The sequence below is a fragment of the Kitasatospora sp. NBC_00458 genome, from assembly GCF_036013975.1.
In the GTDB taxonomy this organism is placed as follows: Bacteria; Actinomycetota; Actinomycetes; order Streptomycetales; family Streptomycetaceae; genus Kitasatospora.
The window spans coordinates 214,159-231,655 of sequence record NZ_CP107904.1 but is presented as its reverse complement, the minus strand read 5'-3'; the positions used below and the strand labels follow the sequence as shown (position 1 = coordinate 231,655).

Sequence of the window (17,497 nt, the reverse complement as noted above, 5' to 3'; positions counted from 1 at the left end):
GGCGAAGCCGGCCGACCCGCCCGCCCGAGGGCGCTCAGCCCCGCCGGGACGGCCGGGCCGCCGCGGCCAGGTGGTCGAGGAAGGCGGTCACCGCAGGGGGGACCGACCAGCCCCGGCGGACGGCGGTGCGCACCAGGCGGACGGGCGTGTCGTCCGGGTGCAGCGGGACGAGCGCGACGTCCGGACGGGCGGCCCGGGCGGCCAGCGCCGGGATCAGGGTGACGCCCAGGCCGACGGCCACCAGGCCGAGCTTGGCCGGCCACCCCGCCACCTCGTACTCGATCCGGGGCCGGAACCCGCTGCGCACGCAGGCGGCCAGCAGGGTGGACTCGGCCCGCCGGCTGACGGCGATCCAGTGCTCGTCGGCCAGTTCGGACAGCCGCACCACCTCCCGGCCGGCCAGCGGGTGGTCCGGCGGAACGGCCACCAGGACCGGGTCGTCGACCAGCGGACGGAGATCGAACAGCTCGGTGTCGTAGGGGTGTTCGGGATAGGCGGAGACCACCGCGAGGTCGATCGCGCCGTCCCGCAGCCGGTCGAGCAGGGCGGCCGACAGCCCCTCGGTGAGCGACACGCCGATCTGCGGGTGCGCCGCCCGGAACGCCGCCAGGGCGGCCGGCACCAGGGCGGCGTTGGCACTGTCGAAGGCGCCGAGCCGCAGCCGGCCGAGGTCCAGCTCGGTGAGCGCCGCCAGGTCGCGGCGGGTGCCGTCCAGCCGTTCCAGCAGCGCCTCGGCGTGCGGCAGCAGGGTGCGCCCGTGCTCGGTGAGCCGCACCCCGCGGGCCAGGCGGTCGAACAGCGGAGCGCCGAACTCGGCCTCCAGCGTGGAGATCTGACGCGATATCGCGGACTGGGTGAACCCCAGCCGCTCGCCGGCGGCGGTGAACGAGCCCAGCCGGGCCGCGGTGCGGAAGACTTCGAGCCATGCCATGTCCATCCCGCATGGCTACCATGCGAGACATTCGCTTGTCGCCTGGCTCGACCGTTCCTAGCCTGGAGGCATGGAGAAGATCGCATTCCTCGGCCTCGGCCGAATGGGTCAGCCGATGGCCCGCCGACTCGCCGCCGCAGGACACCCGTTGACGGTGTGGAACCGCACGCCCGGCAGGGCGGAGGGGCTGCCGGAGGCCGCCGACCCGGCCGAGGCGGTGCGCGGGGCGGGCGTCGTCATCACGATGCTGTCCGACCCGGCGGCGCTGACGGCGGTGGCCGAACGGTTCACCGGGGAGCTGCTGCCCGACACGATCTGGAGCGACATGTCCTCCGTCGGGCCGGCGGCGGTGGCCGACCTGCGCCGGCGGCTGCCGCTCGGGGTCGGGCTGGTGGACGCACCGGTGCTCGGGAGCGTCGGCCCGGCCGCCTCGGGCGGGCTGACCGTGCTGGCGGGCGGCGAACCGGCCGACCTCGACCGCGTCATGCCGGTGCTGGAGACACTCGGCTCGGTGGTGCGCTGCGGCGGTCCCGGGTCGGGCGCGGCACTGAAGCTGGTGGTGATCGGCGCCGTGATCGGGGGCGTCGCGGTGGTCGCCGAGGCACTCGCGCTGGCCGACTCGCTCGGCCTCCCCGAGGAGCTGGCCCTGGGGGCGCTGGCGGGCGGCCCGCTGGGCGGCGCGGTCGGCCGGGCCCGGGCCACCGACGCGGACTTCCCGGTGCGGCTGGCCGCCAAGGACCTCGCGCTGGCGGGCGGCGGGCCCGTGCTCACCGCCGTGCGCGACCGGCTGCTCGCCCACCCCGAACTCGCCGAGCAGGACCTCGCCCGCTGGGTGGACGCCGTCCGGGCCGCCTGAGCGGTGGCCTGAGCTGCCGCGGGTCCGTGCCGCGCGCTGATCCGACGGGAACGGCCTGACGGGCCCTACTCTCGTGCCATGGTTCGTCTCGACGAGCGCGCCGAGGGCGCGGGACCGTTCACGACCCGGGTCACCTGGCGCAGGGCGGAGGGCGGCCTGGCGGTCTGGGAGTCCCGGCTGGCCCGCAAGCGGGGCGTGTTCAGGACCCTGGCCGAGTCGGGCGCGGAGGGGGTGCCGCGCACCGCGGACGGCCGGGCGCTGCGCCGCCTGCGCACGCTCAACACGGTCGCCGCCGTCGCGTTCGTCCTCGGCGGAGGGCTCTTCGCCCTCGGCGCCCTCCTCGCCGCGACCACCGCCGTCGGCCCGACCGCGATCGCCTCGGTCTACTTCGCCGGAGGCCTGTTCTTCAACACCGGCGGCTACGCCTCGCTGCTCCAGGCGGTCAACGCCCCGCGCCGGTCCGGCGGAACGGACGCGCCGGTCACCTGGCGCTGGCGGTGGTGGAGTTACGAGCCCCAGCGGATCGACTGGCTCGGGACCTTCGTCCTGTTCGTCGGGACCCTGGTGTTCGGCGTCAACCTGCTGGACTCCTTCCTCCAGGGCCTCTCGGTGCAGCAGGCGGACCGGCTGGTCTGGGCCCCGGACATGGTGGGGTGCGTGCTGTTCCTGGTCTCGGGGCACCTCGCGCTCGTCGAGGTCTGCCACGGCCACTTCTGCCGGCACGCACGCGGCATCGGCTGGTGGATCGTGGTGGTCAACCAGATCGGGTCCGTGCTGTTCCTGGTCTCGGCGCTGGCCGCGTTCACCCGTCCGGAGACCGGGAGCCAGGTGAACACCGACATCGCGAACTGGGGGACCTTCGCGGGCGCGCTCTGCTTCTCGGCGGGCGGAGTGGTGCAGTACTTCGAGCGGCCGTAGCCGTTCGGGGGCGGGTGCCGGAGGAGGCTCCCGCGCTCGCCGGGTGCGGCGCGGTCCCGTCCGCCGGGAAGGCCGGCCGGCCCCTCCGGTCAGGAGGCCCAGCGGGAGACCGCGAAGCCGGCGCCCTGCCGGCGGACCTCGACGGCGCCGGCGCCCGCGAAGTGCGCAGGGATGACCAGCTCCCGTTCGTCGGCGGCCCGTCGGAGCACCCGCAGCCGGCTGGCGGCGGCGCCGGCCGGGTCCTCGCAGAAGCAGCTGTTGCAGCCCGGGTGGACCAACTGCACCGGGCTGTGCAGCAGATCGCCGACGAACACCGCCCGGTCCCCGCGTGAGTCGAGCCGCAGGACCGACGAGCCGGGGGTGTGGCCGGGGGCGGGTTCGAGGGTGAGCGCCTCGTCGAGGCGGTGGCCGTCGGACCAGAGCACGGCCTGTCCGGAGCGGATGACCGGCGCGATGCTGTCGGCGAACATCAGGCGCCGTTCCTCCCGCCAGATCCGCGCGTCGGCGCCCGCCGGGGCGGGCCCCGACTCCGGGCCGTCCGGGTCGATCGCGGCGTGGTCGGCGGCGGGCAGGTAGTAGACGGCGTTGGGGAAGGAGGGGACCCACTCGCCGTCCAGGGCACGGGTGTTCCAACCGACGTGGTCCCCGTGCAGGTGGGTGTTGACCACGACGTCGACGTCCTCCGGGCGGACGCCCGCGGCCGCGAGCCGCTCCAGGAAGTCGCTGCGCCGGTCGTGGAAGGCGGGGCTGTGCGGGCGCTGCCTGCCCTCCCCGACCGCGGTGTCGACCAGGACGGTCCGCCCGCCGTGCCGGATCACCCAGGTCTGCAGGGCGCCCAGGTAGGTGTCGGCCACCGGGTCCCAGTGGTCCGGTGCCAGCCAGTCGGCGTTCCGTTCCCACTCCTCGGCCGGCAGGCCGGGCACGATCGTCCTCGCGGGGGTGAAGGCGCCCTCCCACTCGACCACCCTGATGACCTCCGCGTCCCCGAGCACGATCCGCTCCATGGTTCCTCCCCTGTCGTGGTGTCGCCGCACACCTCCGTGCGCCGCTGATCTTGAGCCTAGGGGGAGGGAGTGAGCGCCTCAATGCTTCATTGGATCACCTGGATACGCGATCGGCTCACCCCAGCTCCGGGCGGCGTAGGGTGGCGGGATGGACGTGGTGAGCGACGCGATCGCGGCCGTGCGCATCGGCCGGCCCTCCTCGGTCAGGCTCCGGGTGGACGGACCGTGGTCCACCCGGATCCCCGCGTACGACGGGGCCGGCTTCCACGTGATGCTGGAGGGCGGCTGCTGGCTGCTGCCCGAGGGCGGCGAGCCGGTGTCGCTGGGCGCGGGTGACGCGGTGCTGCTGCCGCACGGGACGGGCCATGTGCTGGCGAGCGAGCCGCTGGCGCCGGACGAGGCCGCGCGGGCCCGCCCGATCGACCGGCTGCTCGGCCCGGGCGGGGCGGTGCCGCCGCTCGGCCCGGGCGCCTCCCGGGTGCCCGTCCTCGGGTCCGGCGCGGGGCCGGTCGCCGAACTGCTCTGCGGCAAGTACCGCCTGGAGCACAGTCGGACGCATCCGCTGATGCTGGAGCTGCCGGACGTGGTCCACCTGCCGAACCGGGTCGGCGGCCACCCGCAACTCCGCTCGGCCGTCGACCTGTTGGGCGGCGAGCTGGCCTCCGACGAGGCGGGTGCGGCGCTGGCCGTGCCGAGCCTGATCGACCTGCTGCTGGTCTACATGGTGCGCGCCTGGCTGGCCGGGCCGCCGGGGGGCGAGGCGCTCTCCGGCGGGCCGGGCCTGACGGGTCTCACGGGCGCGCCGGGTGTGACGGGCGCGCCTGGTGTGACGGGTGTGAGCGGGCCTCCGGGGCCGGTGGGCGGGCCGTCGTCCGGCGGACCGTCCGGCGGTGCGGAGCGGCGGGGCGGCCGCTGGCCCGCCGCGCTGGGCGACCCGGTGGTGGCGGCCGCGCTGCGGGCCCTGCACGAGGACCCGGCGCGGAGCTGGACCACCGAGGACCTCGCCGCCCATGCCGGGGTCTCCCGGGCCACCCTGACCCGGCGGTTCACCGGACTGGTCGGCCGTCCGCCGATGGCGTACCTCACCTGGTGGCGGATGACGCGCGCGGCCGCGCTGCTCCAGCAGACCGCCGACCCGCTGGACGTGATCGCCGGCCGGGTCGGCTACGCGACCCCGTACGCGCTCTCGCACGCGTTCAGTCGGCTCTTCGGTACGACGCCCGGCCGCTACCGGGACCGGATGGCGGCGGCTTTTGCTGACGGATGATCAAACTCTTGAACGCATGAGTTGACCTGTCTTGCTCCTGTCAAGTAAGCCTCCGTCGCCGTGCGGAGCGGTGAACCGCTGACGTCCCACCCCTCGGCCTCCCAGGTCCGTACCAGGTAGAGGCCCTTTGGCGAGGGGATTCGTCCGTTCTGTCATGTCCTGTCATAGCTCGACTCGGAGGAAACTCCAGGTTTCAAGCTCCGGCGAGCGTTCATGAAGATAACGAAAGAGTCGGGATTGCGGAGAGCTTGAATTTACTTATTGACGCCAGATGACACGGCCGGGTTAACTCCTCCCACCTCGCCGCAGCGCTGCGGCACCTGTCACGGAGGCATCCCCCTATGAACGCAACGATGCGTCGTGTCCTCATCGGCACCGCCGCGGTCTCGATGGCCCTGTCCATGGCCGCCTGCGGAAAGGCCGGTGGCGACAAGAAGGACACCGCGAGCTCCGGGGACACCAAGTCCATCGGCCTGCTGCTGCCGGAGAACGCATCCTCCACCCGCTACGAGTCCTTCGACCGCCCGTTCATCGAGGCCAGGGTCACCGCCCTCTGCCCGGACTGCAAGGTCCGCTACAGCAACGCCGAGGGCAGCGCCGCCAAGCAGAAGCAGCAGTTCGACACCCTGATCGCCGAGGGCGTCAAGGTGATCGTCCTCGACGCCTTCGACGCCAAGTCCACCCAGTCCTGGGTCAAGGAGGCGGCCGACAAGGGCGTCAAGGTCGTGGCCTACGACCGGCTCGCGACCGGTCCGGTCTCCGCCTACGTCTCCTTCGACAACGAGAAGGTCGGCGAGCTCCAGGGCCAGGCCCTGCTGGACGCCCTCGGCTCCAAGGCCGCGGACGCCAACATCGTGATGATCAACGGGGACGAGGCCGACCCGAACGCCGCCCTCTTCAAGTCCGGGGCCCACAAGGTGCTGGACGGCAAGATCAAGAAGGTGGTCTACGAGCAGTCCGGCGAGTGGAAGCCCACCGTCGCCGGCCAGAAGACCGGTGCCGCCATCACCCAGCTGGGCAAGGACGGCTTCCAGGCCGTCTACTCCGCCAACGACGGCATGGCCGGCGCCATCATCACCCAGCTCAAGGCGGCCGGCGTCACCGTCCCGGTCGGCGGCCAGGACGCCGGACTCGACGCCGTCCAGCGGATCGTCTCCGGCGACCAGGCCTACACCATCTACAAGGCCTACAAGCCGCTCGCCAACAGCGCCGCCGAACTGGCCGTCAGCCTGCTGCAGGGCAAGGACGTCAAGGCCGTCGCCCCGGCCACCGTGGACAGCGACACCGACAAGGGCATCCCGGCCAAGCTGCTGGAGCCCAAGGTCGTCACCAAGGCCAACATCAAGGACACCGTGATCGCCGACGGCCTCTACAAGGCCGCCGACATCTGCACCGCCGACTACGCCGCCGGCTGCACCGCCATCGGCATCAAGTAGCCGGAGCCGCAGGGCCGTCGGCCGCGGCCGGGCACACCGCCACGCGCTCCCCGCCCGACCGGGGAGCGCCCGGCCCGGCCGGCCGCCGGCCCTCCCCGGCGGGCACCCGGACCACCCCGGGGAGCCGCCCCGGCGAGCACCCCCGCCGCGACGAGCACCCCTTCGCGGGCCCCGCCCGTCCGGACGCCGCACCCGCCCGAACAGCACCACCCCTCCGCGGGGACCACACCCCCGCGAACACCCACCCACCCCCGCCACGCACACCCACGCAGGAGATGGTTCACGTGACAGGCGCACCCGTACTGGCGCTGCGCGCGGTCTCCAAGCGCTTCGGCGCCGTCCAGGCCCTCACCGACGTCGACCTCGACGTCCACGCCGGCGAGGTCGTCGCCCTGGTCGGCGACAACGGCGCCGGCAAGTCCACCCTGGTCAAGACGATCGCCGGCGTCCACCCCATCGACGAGGGCACCATCACCTGGGACGGCCGCCCGGTCCGGATCACCCGGCCGCAGGACGCCCAGGCCCTCGGCATCGCCACCGTCTACCAGGACCTCGCGCTCTGCGACAACCTCGACGTCGTCGCCAACCTGTTCCTCGGCCGCGAACTGCGCCGCCGCGGCACGCTGGACGAGGTCGCCATGGAGCGCCGCGCCAAGGAACTGCTGGACACCCTGTCGATCCGCATCCCCAGCGTGCGGATCCCGATCGCCGCGCTCTCCGGCGGTCAGCGCCAGGTCGTCGCCATCGCCCGCGCCCTGGTGGGCGACCCGCGGATCGTCATCCTCGACGAGCCCACCGCGGCCCTGGGCGTCGAACAGACCGCGCAGGTCCTCGACCTGGTCGAGCGGCTCCGCCAGCGCGGCCTCGGCGTCATCCTGATCAGCCACAACATGGCGGACGTCCGCGCGGTGGCCGACACCGTCGCCGTCCTGCGGCTCGGCCGCAACAACGGCGCCTTCCCGGTCGCCGGCACCACGCCCGAGGAGATCATCTCCGCCATCACCGGCGCCACCGACAACGCCGTCACCCGGCGCCAGGCACGCATCGCGGAGGAAGCGAAGTGACCACCAGCCAGACCACCCCCACCGCCGGGCCCGCCGACGGCGGCGCGACCGCGGGCGACCCGCGCCTGCTGGTCCGCCAGGGCGGCCTCGCCGGGTACGCCGAGGAGTTCCGGCGCAAGATCCGCAGCGGCGACCTCGGCTCACTGCCGGTCGTCATCGGTCTGATCCTGATCGCCGTCATCTTCCAGAGCGTCACCGGCCACTTCCTCCAGGCCGACAACCTCACCAACATCACCAAGTGGATCGCCGGCTACGGCCTGATCTCGGTCGGCGTCGTCTTCGTCCTGCTGCTCGGCGAGATCGACCTCTCGCTCGGCTCGGTCGCCGGCGTCTGCGCCGCCGTCACCTCCGTCCTCGCCGTGCGCCAGGGCGTCAACGAGTGGCTGGCGATCCTGATCGCCCTGCTCACGGCCGCCGCCATGGGCGCCCTGCACGGGTTCTTCTTCGCCAAGATCGGCGTACCCGCCTTCGTCGTCACCCTGGCCGGCATGCTCGCCTGGAGCGGACTCCAGGACTTCGTGCTCGGCAAGCTCGGCACCGTCAACAACATCAACGACGGCGTCGTCGCCCACCTCGACAACTACTTCCTCGGCGACGGCGACATCTCGTTCGCCTGGCTGCTCGCCGTCCTCGCCATCGGCGGCTTCCTCGCCGCCCAGCTGCTCACCGCCCGCCGCCGCACCGCGGCCGGACTGCCGGCCCGCCCGCTGGGCGACATCGCGCTGCGCACCGGCGGCCTGGCCGTGGTCGCGCTGGTCGGCGCCTACACGCTCAACCAGGACAGCGGCCTGCCGCTGCCGCTGGTCGTGCTGGTCGGCGTGGTCGTCCTCACCGACTTCGTGCTCCGCCGCACCTCCTACGGCCGGCAGATCTTCGCGGTCGGCGGCGGCATCGAGGCCGCCCGCCGGGCCGGCATCAACGTGGCCTGGATCCGGATCTCGGTGTTCATGATCTCCGCCGCGCTGGCCGGCCTCGGCGGCCTCTTCATCGCCTCCCAGCAGGGTTCCGCCGACAAGCTGCTCGGCGGGGGCAACGTGCTGATGAGCGCGATCGCCGCCGCCGTCATCGGCGGGACCAGCCTCTTCGGCGGGCGCGGCACCACCTGGTCGGCCCTGCTCGGCATGCTGGTGATCCAGTCGATCACCACCGGCCTGGACATGGTGCACGCCGCCCAGGCCATCCAGTACATGATCACCGGTGCGGTGCTGCTCGCCGCCGTGGTGCTCGACTCGGTCTCCCGGCGCACCCAGAAGTCCGCCGGCCGGGGCTGAGACGGGGCCCGCCCCGACCGGGGCCCGTTCCGACGGCTCCGCCGCACGGCCCTCCCCGGGGGGAGCTCCCGCCGAGCCCCTCCGGGGCGGGGGTCTCCCGGTCGGCCCCCACCAGCCCCGAGCGACCCTCCCGAACGGCCCGGTCCCCACCCCCACGGGGACCGGGCCTCGGGCGTGCCCGGGACGTTGGTCCCTCCCGTCCGCCCGCCCGGGCCCGCACCCTGGAGTGCGGGCCCGCCGGTCCGTGGAGTCCGGCGGCGCGAGCCGAGCACGTGAGGAAGTACCGCCGTACATGTCCGCCGAGACGATCGTGCACCGTATGGTCGACGCCTTCTTCACCCACTGCCACGAGTGCGGCCAGCCCCGCGAAGCGGACTGCCACCCCCGGGCCCACTGGCGTCTCTACCTGGACCTGGACCCGGAGACCGTCCGGCGGATCCGCGCCTGGGCGCTCGATCCGGCGCATCCGGTCGGCACCGACACCGAGCGTGCCGTGCTGGTGCACTGGCTCGACAACCAGGAGGCCTGACACCGGGGCGGGCCGTCGCCCGTCGTGGGCCTGCCCTCCGGTGTCCGAGGGCTCGGCGCGTGCGCCCGGCGGGGGACTGCGCCGGATTCCCCTGCGGGCGTGCGGCCGTGCGGCCGTGCGGCCCTGGGGCCCTGCGGCCCGCCGCCTGCCCGGTATGGGACCCGATCCCGTACCGGGCGGGCGTCGCGCGGTCAGGCCGCCGCACCCGTCGGCGGCCCCTCCGCGGGTCCGTCCGTCCGCCGCGCCGCCCGGACCGCCGCCACCTGCGGGTCGGTCCGGTCGTCGTACCGCCAGAGGGCGGGCAGTGCGGCGGCGAGCACCCCGCTGGTGGCGAGACAGGCCAGGCCGCCCGTGCGCAGCGCGGCCCGGATGCCGTACCGGGCGGCCAGGCCGCCGGCCCGGAGGTCGCCCAGCGCCGGTCCGGCCGAACCGACCAGCAGTTCCAGCCCCGCGGCGCGGCCGCGCAGCTCGTCCGGGATGGAGCGGTTCCAGATCGCGGTGCGGAAGGCGTCGCCCACCCAGTGCGCGGCGCCCGCGAGCGCCAGGCAGAGCAGTACCGCCCAGATCCCGGAGGTGAGTGCGGCCGCCGCGGTGGCCGTCCCGACCAGTGCCCCGGAGAGCAGGACGAGCCGGCCGTGCCGGTGCACCCGCCCGGTCCAGCCGCTGGTGGCGGCCGCGACGAGGGTGCCGGCCGCCGAGGCGGAGTACAGCAGGCCGAGCGCCCAGCGCGCGTCCAGCTCGTCGGCGAGGAACGGGAAGAGCGCGGTCGGCAGTGCGAAGGCGGTCGCCGCGAGGTCGACCAGGTAGGTCCCGACCAGGTCGGGCCGGCGTGCGACGTAGCGGGCGCCCTCGGCGAGGTCGCCCGGCAGTGGGGACCGGGCCTCCCGGGCCGGGCGGACGGGGCGGATCCGGGTGAGCAGGGCGATCGAGACCAGGAAGGTGGCCAGGTCGATCAGGTACGCGGTACCGACCCCGGCGGTGGCGATGACCACCCCCGCCGCGGCCGGCGCGGCCAGGCCGACCACGCTCCACCGCAGGGAGAGCAGCGCACCCGCGGCGACCAGCTGGTCGTGCGGCACGAGCCGGGGCACCATCGCCTCCAGCGACGGCTGCTGCAGCCCCTGGAGCGCGGCCGCGCAGCCGGCCGCGGCGTAGAGCGGCCAGAGCGCCGGACCGCCCCGGACCGCGTTGAGCAGCAGCAGGACGCTGAGCGCGGCGAGCGCGACCTCCGTGGCCAGCACCACCGTGCGCCGGTCGGCGCGGTCGGCGAGCACCCCGCCGTAGAGGCCGAGCAGGACCGTCGGCACCAGCTCGACCGCGCCGACCGCGCCCACCGCGAGCGGTGAGCCGGTGGCGTCGGCGATCTGCAACGGGATCGCGGTGAGCGTGAAGACCGAGCCCAGCATGGTGACGGCGCCGGACGTCCAGACCAGCCGGAAGTCCCGGGAGGACCGCCACGGTGCGGTGTCGGGCAGCAGACGGGACCGCGGGCGGCGGCCCGATCCGGTGGTCATGGGGCCATCGTTCCCTTCGGTGGGGGAGGGCGGCGGGCCGCTCGGGAGCGCGACGGGCCGCTCGGAGCGGGGCCGAGCCGCTTCCTTATCGGTGATAAATTCCGAGCGGGAATTTAGCAGCGATAAGGTGGGGCGCCAAGCGAATAAACGGAGCGGCCGGCGTCCGGAGCGACGGCCTGCGGGCGGTCGTCCGGCGGTCGTCCCGCGGCGCGGTCCGCGTGGAGCCGTCGGTGCGCGGAGCGGCCGGCGGAAAGGTCGGTGGGACATGGCGCTGCAACGGGACGACGTGGTGCGCACCGCGCTGCGGCTGCTCGACGAGGTCGGCATCGACGGGCTCACCACCCGTCGGCTCGCCCGCGAGCTCGGTGTGCAGTCCCCGGCCCTGTACTGGCACTTCAAGAGCAAGCGGGAGCTGCTGGACCTGATGGCGGAGGCCATGCTGGCCGAGGCGCTGCCCCCGGACCGCCGGCCCGAGCCGGAGCACTGGCCCGACTGGCTCGCCGCCGACGCCCGGGCCAAGCGCGCGGCCCTGCTCGCCTACCGCGACGGCGCCCGGGTGCACGCCGGAACCCTGCCCACGGTCGGAGAACTCCCCGCAGTCGAAGCCCAGTTGGACGCGCTCTGCCGGGCGGGGCTGCGCCCGCGCACCGCGCTGCGGCTGCTGCTGACCATCGACCGCTACCTCATGGGCTGGGTCACCGAGGAGCAGGCCTGGCGGCAGGACGCCGAGCAGCGCGAGCAACCGCCCTTCCCCGACGAGGCGTTGCGGGACCTTCCGCTGCTGCGGGAGGCCGCGGACACCCTGCGGATGACCGACCACGACGCCGACTTCGAGTACGGGCTGCGCGTCCTGATCGAGGGCTTCCGGGCGGAGGTGGCCCGCGAGGCGCAGGGCGGCGCCGATCCGCTAGCGTGACCGGTCATGCGAACCCTCGAACCCGCCCGCACCGCCCTCGTCCTGGTCGATCTGATGCCCCGGATCGCCGCCCTGCCGCTGGCTCCGCGCACGGGCGCCGAGGTGGTGGCCGCCTCGCTGGACCTCGCGCAGGAGTTCCGGGCGGCCGGGGCCACGGTGGTCGCGGTGCGGGTCGACCGGCCGGGAGTGGCCGAGCAGCCGCCCGGGAGTGAACTCGTGCCCGCGGTGGCGGAGGCCGCCGACGAGGTCGTGGTCAAGCGCACCGTCGGCGGTTTCCACGGCACCGGACTGCACGAACTGCTCCGGGCGCGCGGGGTGGAGACCCTGGTGTTCGGGGGGATCGCCACCAACCTCGGTGTCGAGTCCACCGCGCGCGCCGCCTCGGACCACGGCTACGAGCTGGTGTTCGTCGAGGAGGCGCTCGCCGCGCTGACCGAGGAGGAGCACCGGGCGGCGGTCGGCCTGAACCTGCCCCGCTTCGGCGAGGTGGTCGCGCGGGCGGCGGTCCGCCTCGGCTGACCGGGCCCGATTCCGACCTGGCCGCGTGGCCGACCCGGTCTCGCCGCAGGACCGGCCGCGCGGCCGCCCGCCCACCGGCGCCCGGCCCGTACCGCCCGGCGGGGTCCGGGGGAGAGGACCTACTCCCGGTCCGGGCCGGCCGGTCGGAGCACCGGTTCCAGCGCCTCGCGCAACCGCCCGCCCGAGGCGGCGAGCAGCCTCGCGGCGGTCGGTGCGTCCACCCCGGCGAGGACGACCAGGACGGCGTCCTTGGCCCGGCCGTCCGTCGCGGCCAGCGCCCGCCGGGCGGTCGGCCCGTCCGCGCCGGTGATCCCGGTGACGATCCGGAGGGCCCGGTCACGCAGTTTGGCGTTGCCGCCCCGGACGTCGACCATCAGGTTCCCGTACGTCCGGCCGAGCCGGATCATCACCGCGGTGGAGAGCAGGTTCAGCACCAGCTTCTGCGCCGTCCCCGCCTTGAGCCGGCTGGAGCCGGCCAGGACCTCGGGCCCGACCGGCACCTCGATGCCCAGCTCGGCCGCGGCGACCAGGGGCGAGCCCGCCGCGCAGGCGAGCCCCACGGTCAGCGCCCCGGCCGCGCGCGCGTGCCGGACGGCCGCCACGGTGTACGGAGTCCGGCCCGAGGCCGAGACGCCGACCACGGTGTCGTCGGGGACCGGCTCCAGCGCGTCGAGGTCGGCGACGGCCCACTCCGGGCGGTCCTCCGCGCCCTCCACGGCGCCCAGCACGGCCGGCGGCCCGCCCGCGATCAGCCCGACCACCTGCCCCGGCGCGGTGCCGAATGTCGGCGGGCACTCGCTCGCGTCGAGGACCCCGAGCCGCCCGGCCGTACCGGCGCCCGCGTAGACCAGCCGCCCGCCCCGGGCCATCCGGGCGGCGACCGCGTCCACCACGGCGGCGATCCGCGGCAGTTCGCGGGCCACGGCCGCGGCGACCGTCCGGTCCTCGGCGTTCATCAGCCGCAGCAGGTCGATCGTCGCGAGCCCGTCGATCCCGTCCCACTCCGGCCGTACCGCCTCGGTCCCCGGGTACGGCGGCGGGTCGGCCGGGCGGGGCGGGCCGGAGGGGTGGGACGGCGGGGACGGGTCGGGCGGGTGCTCGCTCTCCATACGCCCGACCCTCCCCGCGTCCGGCCGCCGCCAACCCCGGCGGCGGGGCCGTCCGGTGCGGGGGCGGTGCGGGGGCGGGTCCGGGGGAGGGGGGCGTCGGTGGGCGGGCGGCGCCGTCCGCGGTCAGGCCATCCAGAAGAAGACCGCCGTCATACGCCGGTCCTCCGGGGTGAGGCCGTAGTAGCCGGTGGCGCTGTGGATGAGGTTGGCGTGGTAGAGGAGCAGCCGGTTGTAGCGGTTGGGCACGCGGACGTCCTCGGTGAATGCGTCGGACGGGACGCGCCGGGTGCCGAGGGCCTCGACGAGGTTGTTGTGCGGTGCGGTGACGAGGTTGCCGCCGAGCCGCCCGCCCGGGAACTGCTGGCGGTAGAACCCGGTGCCGGAGTCCTTGGGCGCGTCCGGGCTCAGGTAGAGCACGGCCGCGTAGCGGCAGAGCGCCCGGGAGTCGGTGTGGGGGCGCGGCTCGGACTCGCCGGCACCGACGACCTGGACGCAGTTGTGGTTGAGGGTGCCGCCGCCCGGGGTGCTCTGCACCCAGAGCCGTCCGGCGCCGGTGGCCCTGCGGACCAGCGCCTCGACCCGGGCGAGTTCGCCGGGTTCGAGCCCGGGCATGGTCCGCAGCCCGGGCCATGTCTCCGGCCGGTACGGGTACCCCTCGGTCCAGTCGCCGCGGTCGAGGCAGCGCCGCCGGACGGCGTCGGGGTCGGGCAGGACGTCGTCGATCACCCAGTAGTCGCGTCCGGGCGTGGGTTTGCGGTACGGGAGGACCGGTAGGGCGGTCCTCCCGTTGGGCAGTGGGGGCATGCGCCGACCATAGGATTCGAGGGCCCCAACGTTCTGCCGTGAGCAGGTCAACCTTTCGTCAAAGGCTCCGGCGCACCGGGCCGGAGCCTGCGGCGCGGGGCGTTCCCCGAAGGGGCGAGCGAGATCACACTTGAGCGGCGGCGGGTGAGCGGGCAGGTTGGTTCCATGACCACCTTCGACGTCCACTCCACCGGGACCGCTCCCGACGAGGCGCTCCGCACCCGAACCCACCGGTGGCGGCCCGCCCCGCCGGTCTCCGCCTTCCCGCACCTCACCGGGGAGGAGATCCTCCGCGAGATGGTCGAGGGCCGGATCCCGCAGCCGCCCATCGGGAGCACCCTCGGCTTCCGGCTGGTCGGGGCCGGGCCCGGGACGGCGGTGTTCGAGGGCGAGGTCGGCGATCACCTGTTCAACCCGATGAACACCGTCCACGGCGGCTACCTGGCGACCCTGCTCGACTCGGCGCTCGGCTGCGCCGTGATGAGCAGGCTCCCGGCGGGACTCGGCTACACCACGACCCAGCTGAACGTGCACATGCTGCGGCCGCTGTTCGCCGACTCGGGCCTGCTGCGCTGCGAGGGCGTCGCCCTGCACGTCGGCCGGACGATGGCGACCGCGGAGGCCCGGGTGACGGGGGCGGCCGACGGCAGGCTGTACGCGCACGCCACCACCACCTGCGCGGTGCTGGCCCCGCGCCCGACGGCCTGACGCGGCGGGCCCGGCCGTCGCCGCCGGGGCGGGGGCGACGGCCGGGCCCGTGGGGTGCGGTCCGCAGGTCCGTGCGGTCCGGTCCGTGCGGTCCGGTCGGCGAGGGCCGGGCCGGTGGGGGCCGGGCCGGTGGGGATCAGAGCACGGCGGCGAGCAGCCCGCAGACCGCCAGGAAGCCGCAGATCCCGAAGTTGACCAGCTTGTGGGCGAGGAACACCGCGGCGAACTCGCGGATGGTCGCGCTCGGCCAGTAGTACGCGGCGGTCCGGGAGCCGAAGACCTGCCCGTTGACGCCGGTCTTGCGGGCCGTCAGGGCGGCGCGGAAGGCGTGGAAGTTGTTGGTGACGATGACGCAGCGGTAGTCGGGACCGGCCTGCTCCATGATCACCTTGCTGAGGAGCAGGTTCTCCTCGGTGGTCCGCGAGCGGTCCTCGCGGACCAGGTGCTCGGCGGGGAAGCCGCGTTCGACCAGGTAGTCGGCCATCGCGTGGGACTCCGGCAGCTTCTCGTCCGGCCCCTGCCCGCCGGAGGTGATCAGGACCGGCGGGTTGCCGCGGGCGGCCTGCTGCTCGTAGACCTCGCGGCCCCGGTCGAGCCGGCTCGCGAGCAGCGGCGGCACCCGCTCGCCGCCGATCAGCCCGGAGCCGAGCACCACCACGAAGTCGACGTCGCGGCGCGGGCGGTGGCGCCCGTAGAGGAACGCGTAGCCGACGAAGCAGACGAACAGGAACGAGATGTAGCCGACCACCAGGACGGCCGTTCCCGCGACGATGCCGAGCCGCACCGAGTGGGTGGCCAGCGCGGCCACGAGCAGGCCGATCACCGAGAGGATGCCGAGCCCGGCGAGCAGCGAGAGCAGGTTGGCCGGCCGCCAGCCCTCCTTGCGGACCATGGTGAGGCCGTTGGATATCAGGAAGCCGATCAGGGCCAGGGTGCCGGTCGCGGGGATCAGGATGATCGCGACCGCCACGAGTCCCGCCACCAGCGTCGGCGCCTTGCGCAGCTCGGCGAGCAGCGCCAGTGCGAGGAAGGACATGGCGAGGCCGAGCAGGACGGCGTTGCTGAACTGGCGGCGGTCGCGCAGGACTCCGATCCCGCAGAGGGCGAAGAAGAAGGCCGCTGGGGCATAGGCGATCATGTTCGTATCGTAGGGGCCCGGCCGTGCGGGCCGACCCGGAGTCTCCGGATCGGCCCGACGGACCGGATGGGCCCGACGGACCCGACGGGCTGATGCCGCCCCGTCGGCGCGCCGCCGGCCGGTCAGTGCCGGGCGGACCGGGGGCCGGCCGCTGCGGGCCGCGCCGGCCGGTCCCGCTCCGCGGCGGAGTCCGTGCCCTCGGCGGCCCCTCCGGGTTCCGGCGACTTCGCGGAGTCCGGGGGGTCGGCGGGTGCGGGGGAGTCCCCGGCTGCGGGCCCGGTGCGCCCGACCCGGCGCACGCCGGGGAGGGCCGCGGTGCCCGCGCAGGCGAGTGCGACCAGCGCGGCGGTGACGAGCAGCGGGCCGGTGCTCCCCCAGGCGTCGGCGGCGAGCGGCGCCAGCGTGTACCCGAGCGGTGCGGCGGCGAGTGAGAGCAGCCAGTCGTACGAGGTCACCCGGGCCAGGACCTGGGTGGGGAACTCCTGCTGCACCACGGTCTGCCAGACCGGGTTGAGGAAGCCGAGCCCGGTCATGGCCAGCGCGTAGGCGGCGACGGTGACCGGTGCGGGTGCGGTCACGGCGAGCGCGGTCAGCGGCAGCGCGTACAGGGCCAGGCCCAGGTTGGCGACCAGGACGGGGCGTTTCGGCCGGAGCCGCCCGGCGAGCAGCGAACCGGCGAGGAGGCCGCAGGCGGCGGCCTGGGTCATGGCGATCCAGACGCCGTCGCCGCCGAGCCGCTGGGTGGCGATCAGCGGGCCGAGGGTGAGGAGGACGGCGCTGGCGCCGTTCCAGACGCCGTGGCCGATGAGGCTGGTCCAGTACCAGTCGCGCGAGCGCAGCTCGTTCCAGCCCTCGGCCAGGTCGGAGCGGAGCGGGCGCCGGCCGGCCGGGGTGTGGCGGACCGCCAGCCGGGTCAGCAGGGCGGCGCTGGCGAGGAAGGAGGCGCCGTCCAGGACGAACGCCCAGCCGGCTCCCACGGTGTAGACCAGCAGTCCGGCGAGGGCCGGTCCACCGAGCCGGGCGACGTTGGTGGTGGAGGCGAGCAGGGCGTTGGCCCGCATCCTCAGCGGTCCTTCGACGGTGCCCGCGACGAGTGGTGAGGCGGTCGGCATGGCGAAGGCGGAGGCGATGCCGCCGACCGCCTCGGCGACGGCGATGTGCGCCAGCCGGGGCTGGCCGCCGAGCAGTTCGAGCCCGACGAGGATCTGCACGGCGGCCCGTACCAGGTCGGTGGTGAGCGCGACGAGGCGCGGGTTGAAGCGGTCCCCGACGACGCCGCCGAGGGGGAGGAGGAGCAGCCGCGGCACCATGGCGCAGCCCAGGACGAGGGCGAGCGCGGAGGAGGAGCCGGTCGCCCGGGTGATCGCGATGGCGAGCGCGGCCGGGACGACGGCGTCGCCGAGGGTGGAGACCGCCCGGCCGAGGAAGAGCAGGCGGAAGTCACGGAGTCTCAGAGGGTGGGTCACGGGAGGACTATATTTCGGTACCGAAATTTCGGCAACGAAATACTTGA

The 17,497-nt window shown here is 74.7% G+C and carries 17 protein-coding genes and 1 pseudogene; 11 read left to right on the top strand and 7 right to left on the bottom strand.

The features are described 5' to 3' along the window. Nucleotides 1-34: 34 nt before the first annotated feature. Nucleotides 35-931 (bottom strand): LysR family transcriptional regulator, encoded by an 897-nt coding sequence (locus OG550_RS01050; protein ID WP_327673477.1) that lies wholly within the window; start codon nucleotides 929-931, stop codon nucleotides 35-37. 70 nt (nucleotides 932-1,001) lie between these two features. Between OG550_RS01050 and OG550_RS01045 the strand changes: the two genes are divergently transcribed. Both OG550_RS01045 and OG550_RS01040 read left to right on the top strand, forming a co-directional pair. Then, complete coding sequence (locus OG550_RS01045; RefSeq protein ID WP_327673475.1) at nucleotides 1,002-1,787, top strand: NAD(P)-dependent oxidoreductase; 786 nt, start codon at nucleotides 1,002-1,004, stop codon at nucleotides 1,785-1,787. A gap of 78 nt (nucleotides 1,788-1,865) precedes the next feature. Next, complete coding sequence (locus OG550_RS01040) at nucleotides 1,866-2,705, top strand: hypothetical protein (RefSeq protein ID WP_327673473.1); 840 nt, start codon at nucleotides 1,866-1,868, stop codon at nucleotides 2,703-2,705. 89 nt (nucleotides 2,706-2,794) lie between these two features. Here OG550_RS01040 and OG550_RS01035 read toward each other — a convergent pair whose 3' ends face one another. Beyond that, nucleotides 2,795-3,709 carry an MBL fold metallo-hydrolase gene (locus OG550_RS01035; RefSeq protein WP_327673471.1) on the bottom strand — a complete coding sequence of 305 codons (915 nt, stop codon included), beginning with the start codon at nucleotides 3,707-3,709 and terminating at the stop codon, nucleotides 2,795-2,797. Between the two features lie 148 nt (nucleotides 3,710-3,857). Here OG550_RS01035 and OG550_RS32710 point away from each other — a divergent pair. From OG550_RS32710 to OG550_RS01010, 6 genes and pseudogenes are all read left to right on the top strand, one after another. Further along, nucleotides 3,858-4,454: pseudogene (locus tag OG550_RS32710) on the top strand (cupin domain-containing protein); the annotation flags it as partial. Next, a complete protein-coding gene (locus OG550_RS32705) occupies nucleotides 4,431-4,976 on the top strand; it encodes a helix-turn-helix domain-containing protein (protein WP_442906121.1) in 546 nt (181 codons plus the stop codon). The pseudogene OG550_RS32710 and the gene OG550_RS32705, both read left to right, overlap by 24 nt. 341 nt (nucleotides 4,977-5,317) lie before the next feature. Continuing rightward, a complete protein-coding gene (locus OG550_RS01025; protein ID WP_327673467.1) occupies nucleotides 5,318-6,412 on the top strand; it encodes a sugar ABC transporter substrate-binding protein in 1,095 nt (364 codons plus the stop codon). Between the two features lie 275 nt (nucleotides 6,413-6,687). Then, the gene (locus tag OG550_RS01020) at nucleotides 6,688-7,476 is read left to right on the top strand and encodes an ATP-binding cassette domain-containing protein (RefSeq protein WP_327673465.1); all 789 of its coding nucleotides are present in this window, start codon (nucleotides 6,688-6,690) and stop codon (nucleotides 7,474-7,476) included. Next, nucleotides 7,473-8,747, top strand: coding sequence for a sugar ABC transporter permease (locus tag OG550_RS01015; RefSeq protein ID WP_327673463.1), 1,275 nt, complete (start codon nucleotides 7,473-7,475; stop codon nucleotides 8,745-8,747). The genes OG550_RS01020 and OG550_RS01015 overlap by 4 nt, the downstream gene beginning before the upstream one ends. A gap of 292 nt (nucleotides 8,748-9,039) precedes the next feature. Then, on the top strand, nucleotides 9,040-9,276 hold the full coding sequence (locus tag OG550_RS01010; RefSeq protein WP_327673461.1) for a hypothetical protein: 237 nt from the start codon (nucleotides 9,040-9,042) through the stop codon (nucleotides 9,274-9,276). A 191-nt stretch (nucleotides 9,277-9,467) separates the two neighbouring features. On the opposite strand, the gene OG550_RS01005 is transcribed toward OG550_RS01010, so the two are convergent. Beyond that, nucleotides 9,468-10,790 (bottom strand): MFS transporter, encoded by a 1,323-nt coding sequence (locus OG550_RS01005; RefSeq protein WP_327673459.1) that lies wholly within the window; start codon nucleotides 10,788-10,790, stop codon nucleotides 9,468-9,470. Nucleotides 10,791-11,055: 265 nt separating this feature from the next. Between OG550_RS01005 and OG550_RS01000 the strand changes: the two genes are divergently transcribed. Together OG550_RS01000 and OG550_RS00995 are read left to right on the top strand one after the other, a co-directional pair. Next, on the top strand, nucleotides 11,056-11,706 hold the full coding sequence (locus OG550_RS01000) for a TetR/AcrR family transcriptional regulator C-terminal domain-containing protein (RefSeq protein ID WP_327673457.1): 651 nt from the start codon (nucleotides 11,056-11,058) through the stop codon (nucleotides 11,704-11,706). Between the two features lie 6 nt (nucleotides 11,707-11,712). Then, the gene (locus tag OG550_RS00995; RefSeq protein WP_327673456.1) at nucleotides 11,713-12,225 is read left to right on the top strand and encodes an isochorismatase family protein; all 513 of its coding nucleotides are present in this window, start codon (nucleotides 11,713-11,715) and stop codon (nucleotides 12,223-12,225) included. Nucleotides 12,226-12,344: 119 nt separating this feature from the next. Here the strand turns inward: OG550_RS00995 and murQ are convergent, their stop codons facing one another. Together murQ and OG550_RS00985 are read right to left on the bottom strand one after the other, a co-directional pair. After that, nucleotides 12,345-13,334 (bottom strand): N-acetylmuramic acid 6-phosphate etherase, encoded by a 990-nt coding sequence (gene murQ, locus OG550_RS00990; protein ID WP_327673454.1) that lies wholly within the window; start codon nucleotides 13,332-13,334, stop codon nucleotides 12,345-12,347. Nucleotides 13,335-13,457: 123 nt separating this feature from the next. Then, on the bottom strand, nucleotides 13,458-14,138 hold the full coding sequence (locus OG550_RS00985; protein WP_327673452.1) for a DUF6445 family protein: 681 nt from the start codon (nucleotides 14,136-14,138) through the stop codon (nucleotides 13,458-13,460). 165 nt (nucleotides 14,139-14,303) lie between these two features. On the opposite strand from OG550_RS00985, the gene OG550_RS00980 reads away from it, so the two are divergent. Continuing rightward, nucleotides 14,304-14,846, top strand: a complete 543-nt coding sequence (locus OG550_RS00980; RefSeq protein WP_327673450.1) for a PaaI family thioesterase — start codon at nucleotides 14,304-14,306, stop codon at nucleotides 14,844-14,846. A gap of 136 nt (nucleotides 14,847-14,982) precedes the next feature. Here OG550_RS00980 and OG550_RS00975 read toward each other — a convergent pair whose 3' ends face one another. Together OG550_RS00975 and OG550_RS00970 are read right to left on the bottom strand one after the other, a co-directional pair. Next, the gene (locus OG550_RS00975; RefSeq protein WP_327673448.1) at nucleotides 14,983-15,984 is read right to left on the bottom strand and encodes a YdcF family protein; all 1,002 of its coding nucleotides are present in this window, start codon (nucleotides 15,982-15,984) and stop codon (nucleotides 14,983-14,985) included. Nucleotides 15,985-16,106: 122 nt separating this feature from the next. Continuing rightward, on the bottom strand, nucleotides 16,107-17,450 hold the full coding sequence (locus OG550_RS00970; protein ID WP_327673446.1) for an MFS transporter: 1,344 nt from the start codon (nucleotides 17,448-17,450) through the stop codon (nucleotides 16,107-16,109). Between the last annotated feature and the right edge of the window lie 47 nt (nucleotides 17,451-17,497).

Excerpts from the sequence above, each read along its gene's own strand:
- OG550_RS01050 (WP_327673477.1), bottom strand. The coding sequence starts at position 931 with ATGGCATGGCTCGAAGTCTTCCGCACCGCGGCCCGGCTGGGCTCGTTC.
- OG550_RS01045 (WP_327673475.1), top strand. The coding sequence starts at position 1,002 with ATGGAGAAGATCGCATTCCTCGGCCTCGGCCGAATGGGTCAGCCGATG.
- OG550_RS01040 (WP_327673473.1), top strand. The coding sequence starts at position 1,866 with ATGGTTCGTCTCGACGAGCGCGCCGAGGGCGCGGGACCGTTCACGACC.
- OG550_RS01035 (WP_327673471.1), bottom strand. The coding sequence starts at position 3,709 with ATGGAGCGGATCGTGCTCGGGGACGCGGAGGTCATCAGGGTGGTCGAG.
- OG550_RS32705 (WP_442906121.1), top strand. The coding sequence starts at position 4,431 with ATGGTGCGCGCCTGGCTGGCCGGGCCGCCGGGGGGCGAGGCGCTCTCC.
- OG550_RS01025 (WP_327673467.1), top strand. The coding sequence starts at position 5,318 with ATGAACGCAACGATGCGTCGTGTCCTCATCGGCACCGCCGCGGTCTCG.
- OG550_RS01020 (WP_327673465.1), top strand. The coding sequence starts at position 6,688 with ATGGTTCACGTGACAGGCGCACCCGTACTGGCGCTGCGCGCGGTCTCC.
- OG550_RS01010 (WP_327673461.1), top strand. The coding sequence starts at position 9,040 with ATGTCCGCCGAGACGATCGTGCACCGTATGGTCGACGCCTTCTTCACC.
- OG550_RS01005 (WP_327673459.1), bottom strand. The coding sequence starts at position 10,790 with ATGACCACCGGATCGGGCCGCCGCCCGCGGTCCCGTCTGCTGCCCGAC.
- OG550_RS01000 (WP_327673457.1), top strand. The coding sequence starts at position 11,056 with ATGGCGCTGCAACGGGACGACGTGGTGCGCACCGCGCTGCGGCTGCTC.
- OG550_RS00995 (WP_327673456.1), top strand. The coding sequence starts at position 11,713 with ATGCGAACCCTCGAACCCGCCCGCACCGCCCTCGTCCTGGTCGATCTG.
- murQ (WP_327673454.1), bottom strand. The coding sequence starts at position 13,334 with ATGGAGAGCGAGCACCCGCCCGACCCGTCCCCGCCGTCCCACCCCTCC.
- OG550_RS00985 (WP_327673452.1), bottom strand. The coding sequence starts at position 14,138 with ATGCCCCCACTGCCCAACGGGAGGACCGCCCTACCGGTCCTCCCGTAC.
- OG550_RS00980 (WP_327673450.1), top strand. The coding sequence starts at position 14,304 with ATGACCACCTTCGACGTCCACTCCACCGGGACCGCTCCCGACGAGGCG.
- OG550_RS00975 (WP_327673448.1), bottom strand. The coding sequence starts at position 15,984 with ATGATCGCCTATGCCCCAGCGGCCTTCTTCTTCGCCCTCTGCGGGATC.